Raw genomic sequence first — 6,648 nt, 5'->3', positions numbered from 1 at the left:
GTCCAGCACTTTTCAGACGTACCGGCCACCCACTGGGCCTACCAGCAGGTGGAGCGGAGCTACGCCGACGGCGTGATGGAGGGCACCGGCGGCGACCCCGCCAAGGGGACCGGCCTGTTCCGCCCCGATGTGACCCTGACCATGGCCCAGTTCATCACCATCCTGGGCCGGGGCTTTTACGGCCCGGAGGTCCAGGCCGAGCTGGATAAAGGGAACGCTTCCCCCTGGTACGCCCCCGCCCAGACCGTCGGAACGGCCCACGGCCTGTTTGCCGGCACGAAGGCCGGCATGGAGGAGCCGGTCTCCCGCTATGACATGGCCCTGGTCATGACCAACATCCTCCGGGACAAGGGCTTCGCCCTGCCCACCCAGGGGGAAATGGCCGCCGCCCAGGGGGAGATCGGCGACTTTACCTCCATCCCTGCCGGCTACAAAGACGCTGTGACCACCGTCTTCTCTCTTGACATCATTACAGGCACCGATGAGCAGGGCACCTTCGCCGGGGACCGCTCCGTGGACCGGGCTCAGGCCGCCGTCCTCTATGGTCGGCTGAAAGGGGTGCTCAGCGGCGGCAGTCAGACCCCCGCCGGGCCGGAGCAGCCGGTGGAATCAGAAAAGCCCATTACGCCGGAATCGCCCGCCGCCCCCAGCAACGTGGTGGGCATCATCAGCTCCACCCCCGTGACGCTGAGTCTGGACACCCACAAGCCCATTGTGGACTATTGGAGCGAGCAGAGCGACGAGATCAAGGCATTGACCGATAAGGACGCATTTAATGCGGCAGTGGATACGCTGGTTCACTCTGACATCATTATTCACCAAGGCGAATTGAAAAACAGCGTCAATCAATACTATAACTATGCAGTAACAGCGAAAGACAATTTCAATAATGGGGTTGGAAAAGTCAACTCGGCTATGATTAGTTTGTATGCTTACAATGCTCAGTATGGAGAGAAACTCAGAGGCGACCTTGCTTTTTATACGGCACGTCCTCTTCCTGACGAGCGCAATGCCATTTTTGCCCCCATTTTCGCCCAGTTCACCGACGGCATGTCTGACCGGGAAAAGGTGGAGATCTGCGTCAAAGCGGTGTGTGACCGATTTGACTATGAGGTAAACGGCGGATTCAGCTGGACGAACGGAAAAACCACCGGGGATTGCGATGATTTTTCTAGTGCCATCGAGCAAATCGTCGGAGCCGCTGGTATTCCTTGCTATCAGTTAAACGGTAAAGTCCGCGATGGCGCCCACGCATGGAACCATGTATTCATCGACGGGACGTGGTACGCCCTCGACGGCGGGGCCGCCGACGTGGGGCATCCCATCATCCTGACCATGAGCCAGCACGAGGAACTCTATGGCTACCCCCATTCTATGAATGTTGGTGGAGAAATTGATGTAACTCAGGCCCTCGTCGAGACCGCCGAACGCTACCGCTGAGCCCGGCGGCCAAACCAATACAAAAGGCGCGCTGCGAAAGCAGCGCGCCTTTTTGATGGGAAAATTTCTTACAGGCTGTTGGCAAAGTCCATGGGGACGTAGGTCACGCCGTCGCGGATGTAGGCGTAGGTGCTCAGCTCCACGGCGTTGCCGGCGGCGTCCGTGCAGGCATAGCCCTGGGGATAGAAGAAGGCGGGGTCGTCGTTGGGGGCGAAGGTATAGCTGGTCGCGCCCTTGGTGATGGTGACGCTGCTGCTGGTCCAGGTCACGTCGTAGCCCTTGTACTCGGCCACCTGGCGCAGGGGCACGTCGGCCATGAAGGTCTCCAGGGGACGCCCGGCGGCCCGGCCAGTGTTGAACATCATGGTGGTCAGCAGGTTGGCGTACAGGTTGTGGGTCAGGCCCATCTCCCGCTCGGCTGTCTGGATGCCCAGCTCGGTGACATAGGCGTCGCCGGCGGCGCGGCTCTCAGCGTACTTGGCCTGCATGGTCTCGGCGGCGGCCATCATCTCGTCGTACATGATCTGCTCCTGCAGGTCCCAGAAGTCCATCACGCCCTTGCTGTAAAGGGTGCGGTCCTGCTCGGCCAGGGTGCACAGGCGCTTGAACATCCAGAAGGCGCCGTTGGGGTCGTAGACCTCGCCGTCCACCTTGTAGGCGGCAGCGGTGTCGGTGATGCCGGAGAAGTGGGGGATGAAGACGGAGTGCTGGGCGTTGCCCAGGCACAGCCAGTCGATGGCGGCGCACTCAGCGGGCCAGTCGGGGAAGGTCTGGAGCACATGGATCTGAGAGGAACGCTCGGTGCCGATGACGCGGTTGTTCTCCTGGCCGGGCAGGGTCACGTCCAGGGGGGTACCCTCCAGGCGGTTGCGGTAAATGTCCATCACGGTCAGGGCGCTCACCTTCTGGTCGGGGGTGTAGAACAGGGGATAGAACTCATCGCTCTTGTACTCGCCGGCCTTGGAGGGGGCCAGGATGGTCATACCGGCCCAGTTGCGCATGTTGCTGGAGTCCTCACGGATGTTGTTGCTGACGGACTTGGCCAGGTGGTAGAGCTCGCCCTCCTTGGCCGCCAGGCCCAGCTTGTCGATGGTCTCAAAGAGGCCCTTGGAGTAGTAATAGCCGTCCTCGGGGGTGGCCTTGGGGTCCACCAGACCGATCATGTTGTGGTTACCGAACACGGCCACCTGATCGTCGGGCATCTTCATGGCGCAGTACTGATGGCCGCCGTAGATCTCCACGATCCAGGCTTCCTTCTGGTCGGTAATCATGACGGTGTTGCCCTCTTCGGAGCCGTACTCGTCCACATAGCCCAGCAGGGCCTCCACGCCCTCACGGGCGGTCTTGGCCACGGCGGCCACGGTGGCGGCCAGGATGGCCTCACGCAGGCCGGGCTCCACGAAGGGGTCCTCCTTCTCCCACGCCTCGCAGGTGGAGGTGGAGACCGTTGCGGTGACACTCACACCGTACTCGTTGGTGCAGGAGCCGGGGTACATGCCGTCGTCGCCACGGGTGTAGTCGGGCACATAGTTGTATTTGTAGGTTGTGGCAGGCAGAGGAAGCTTGAAGCCATTGGCCGTGTCCTCAAGGTAACGACCGGGCTCGTTCTCCACCCGGGGCTGGACATAGAACATCTTGTTGTAAGCGCCGTTGCTCTGGTCCTCGCTGCGGGCGATCATATAAGAGCCGTCCGTACTGGCATCCTTGCCGACATACACACCGGTGCAGGCGAGGGCACTGCTGCTCAGCAGCATAGAGCCGGCCAGCACAACAGACAGAACGCGAAGGGACTTTTTCATGATGGTATCCATCTCCTCTTTTTTCATTCAGATCCTGGGGCGCTGAGGTGGGTTCCCTCCTTTCTTTCACCGGCTCCCTCAAAGGCCGGTCATTTTGGCAACACCCCAATAATTGCACAAATCGTCCACTTTGTCAACCTCATTTTTTGTAAAATAAACCAAGGACCAGAAAAACAGGGGCGTTCCGATGAAATTCATCGGAACGCCCCTGTTTTGGTCTGGATTATTGCACGGATTCCACGATGGCGTCGGCCAGGGCCTCCAGCTCCGAAGCCTTGTCGGGGTGGAGGGCGGAGGCCAGGGAGAGCCGCTCGTTGAGGAGGGTCATGTTCTTGAGCTCCTCGTCCACGAACTTCTGCATAAGGTCCCCGGACTTGGGCGCCCAGGAGCCGTTTTCGATGATGGCGAAGGTGCGGTGCTGGAGGTTGAGTCCCTTGAGGTGCATGAGGTAATCGTGCATCACGGGGTAGATGCCCAGGTTGTAGGTGACGCTGGCCAGGACGATGTGGCTCAGGCGGAAGGACTCGCTGACCAGCTGGGAGACATGGGTGTTGGACACGTCGTAGACCCACACATTGGTGACGCCCTTCTCGCACAGCTTAGCGGCCAGAGCCTGAGCGGCCGCCTCGGTGTTGCCGTACATGGAGGCGTAGGCGATCATGACGCCCTTCTCCTCGGGCTCATAGCGGCTCCACTTGTCGTACTTGTCGATGAAGTAGCCCAGATCCTTCCGCCACACGGGACCGTGGAGGGGGCAGAGGTACTTGATCTGGTCCAGGATGCCGCCGGCCTTTTTCAGCAGGAGCTGGATGTGGGGGCCGTACTTGCCCACGATGTTGGTGAGGTAGCGGCGGGCGTCGTCGATCCAGTCCCGGTCAAAGTTGACCTCGTCGGCAAAGAGCTTGCCATCCAGAGCGCCGAAGGAGCCGAAGGCGTCGGCGGAGAAGAGGACGCCGTCGGTGGTGTCGAAGGTGACCATGGCCTCGGGCCAGTGGACCATGGGGGCGGCCACGAAGGTGACGTTGTGCCTGCCGAAGGAGCAGCCGTCGCCCTCCTTCACCTCGATGAGCTCATGGCCGTCCACCTGGAAGCCGAACTGGCGCATGAACATGAAGGACTTCTCGGTGGAGATGATCTTCACCTCCGGCCAGCGCAGAAGGATCTCCTCAATGGAGGCCCCGTGGTCGGGCTCCATGTGGTTGATGACCAGGTAGTCCAGGGGCCGGCCATCCAGCAGGTGCTCGATGTTCTCCAACAGCTGGCGGCAGACCGACCAGTCCACGGTGTCAAAGAGGACGGTCTTCTCGTCCAGCAGCAGATAGGCGTTGTAGCTCACGCCACGGGGAATGGGGTGGATATTCTCAAACAGATGGAGCCGGTGGTCGTTGGCCCCCACCCAGTACAGGTCTTCCGTCACATTACGGACACAATACATGATAGTCCCTCCTTCTTACTCAGGCATCAATGAACATGTCTTTCTTTTCCGCGCACTCGGGGCACACCCACTCCTCGGGCAGATTTTCAAACAGGGTGCCGGGGGCGATCTCGCCGTCCTCGTCGCCTACCTCGGGGATGTACTCATAGCCGCAGCCGCCGCAGACATAGCGCTTGCCGATGGGCTCGGGCTTGGGGGGCGCGGGGCGCTTCATCTTGACCATGGGGGGCGCGGGCTGCTTCTCGCCGCAGTCCAGGGCGGCGGTCAGCAGGGGCAGGATCTCCGCCACATCGCCCACGATGCCGTAGTCACAGTTCTTGAAGATGGGGGCGTTGCCATTTTTGTTGATGGCCACGATGGTGGAGGCGTCCTTGATGCCCTTGAGGTGCTGGACCGCGCCGGAGATGCCGCAGGCGATGTAGAGGTTGCCCTTGAACTTCTGGCCGGACATGCCCACATAGCGGTCCAGGGGGACATACTTCAAGGTCTCGGCCACCGGGCGGGAGGAGCCCACGGCGGCGCCGGCCGCCTTGGCCAGGGCCTCGATGAGCTTCATGTTCTTCTTCTCCCCGATGCCCTGACCGGCGGAGACCACCCGCTCGGCCTGGGAGATGGGGGTGTCCATGGGGATGCCCACGGTGAAGTCGTGGCCGTCCTTCTTCAGGTGCTCCACCAGAGCGGCCACCTGCTCGGCGGGGCTGCCCTCCTTGAGGAGGATCTTCTTGCGCACGCCGGTGATGGGGGCGGGCTTCTTGGGCCGGCTGGAGGAGCCGCCCTCGCTCTTGGGCGGCTTGCCCATGATGGCGGCGGAGATGACCACCCGCTGGATCTCGTTGGTGCCCTCGTAGATGGTGGTGATCTTGGCGTCCCGGTACATCCGCTCCACGTCCATGCCCTTGAGGAAGCCGGTGCCTCCGAAGATCTGGAGGGCGTCGTTGGTGACCTCCAGGGCAATGTCGGAGGCGTACATCTTGGCCATGGCCGACTCGGTGCCGTAGGGCTCGTGGTGCTCCTTCAAATCGGCGGCGGAGTAGATGAGCAGCCGGGCGCAGCGCAGCTTGGTGGCCATGTCGGCCAGCTTGAAGCCGATGGACTGGTTGAAGCCGATGGGCTTGCCGAACTGGACCCGCTCCTTGGCGTAGTCCACGGCGGCCTCATAGGCCCCCTGGGCGATGCCCAGGGCCTGGGCCGCGATGCCGATGCGCCCGCCGTCCAGGGTGGACATGGCGATCTTGAAGCCCTGGCCCTCCTTGCCCAGCAGGTTCTCCTTGGGGACCTTCACGTCGTTGAAGATCAGCTCGGCGGTGGAGGAGGAGCGAATGCCCATCTTGTCGTAGTGGTCGCCGAAGGTGAAGCCCTCCCAGCCCTTCTCCACGATGAAGGCCGAGATGCCCCGGGTGCCGATGTCGGGGGTGGTGACGGCAAAGACCACGTAGGTGTCCGCCTTGGGGGCATTGGTGATGAAGATCTTGCCGCCGTTGAGGAGCCAGTGGTCGCCCTTGTCCACGGCGGTGGTCTCGGTGCCGCCGGCGTCGGAACCGGCGTTGGGCTCGGTGAGGCCGAAGGCGCCGATCTTCTCGCCCCTGGCCAGGGGGACCAGGTACTTCTGCTTCTGCTCCTCGGTGCCATAGGCGAAGATGGGCCAGGAGCCCAGGGACACGTGGGCCGACAGAATGACGCCGGTGCCGCCGTCCACCCGGGAGAGCTCCTCCACCGCGATGGCATAGCTGATGGCGTCCAGACCGGCGCCGCCGTACTCCTTGGGATAGGGGATGCCCATCAGGCCCATCTCCCCCAGCTTTTTGACCGCCTCGTCGGGGAACAGATTCTCCTTATCCATCAGGAAGGCCTGGGGTTTCACCTCCGCCTCGGCGAAGGCCCGGATCTGGGCCCGCAGGGCCTCGTGTTGCGCCGTGGTTTTGAACAGCATGGTGTCTCCTCCTTGTATTTTAATCAGTAATAATAACCATTATC

4 protein-coding genes are annotated in these 6,648 nt (G+C 61.9%); 1 reads left to right on the top strand and 3 read right to left on the bottom strand.

The annotated features are described in order from the left end of the window. Positions 1-1,440 (top strand): S-layer homology domain-containing protein (locus Q0Y09_RS07800; RefSeq protein ID WP_297720045.1); only part of this gene is annotated, 1,440 nt, incomplete at its 5' end. 68 nt (positions 1,441-1,508) lie between these two features. Here the strand turns inward: Q0Y09_RS07800 and Q0Y09_RS07795 are convergent. The 3 genes from Q0Y09_RS07795 to Q0Y09_RS07785 all read right to left on the bottom strand — a co-directional run bounded on the left by Q0Y09_RS07795 (position 1,509) and on the right by Q0Y09_RS07785 (position 6,604). Beyond that, positions 1,509-3,239, bottom strand: a complete 1,731-nt coding sequence (locus Q0Y09_RS07795) for a C69 family dipeptidase (protein ID WP_297720043.1) — start codon at positions 3,237-3,239, stop codon at positions 1,509-1,511. Between the two features lie 223 nt (positions 3,240-3,462). Then, a complete protein-coding gene (locus Q0Y09_RS07790; RefSeq protein ID WP_297720041.1) occupies positions 3,463-4,674 on the bottom strand; it encodes an FprA family A-type flavoprotein in 1,212 nt (403 codons plus the stop codon). Between the two features lie 19 nt (positions 4,675-4,693). Then, positions 4,694-6,604 (bottom strand): acyl-CoA dehydrogenase family protein, encoded by a 1,911-nt coding sequence (locus Q0Y09_RS07785; protein WP_297720039.1) that lies wholly within the window; start codon positions 6,602-6,604, stop codon positions 4,694-4,696. Between the last annotated feature and the right edge of the window lie 44 nt (positions 6,605-6,648).

This window comes from Intestinimonas sp., assembly GCF_026169115.1.
Taxonomy (GTDB): Bacteria; Bacillota; Clostridia; order Oscillospirales; family Oscillospiraceae; genus Intestinimonas.
The sequence above is the reverse complement of the archived record's forward strand: the minus strand, read 5'-3'. Positions and strand labels throughout refer to the sequence as shown.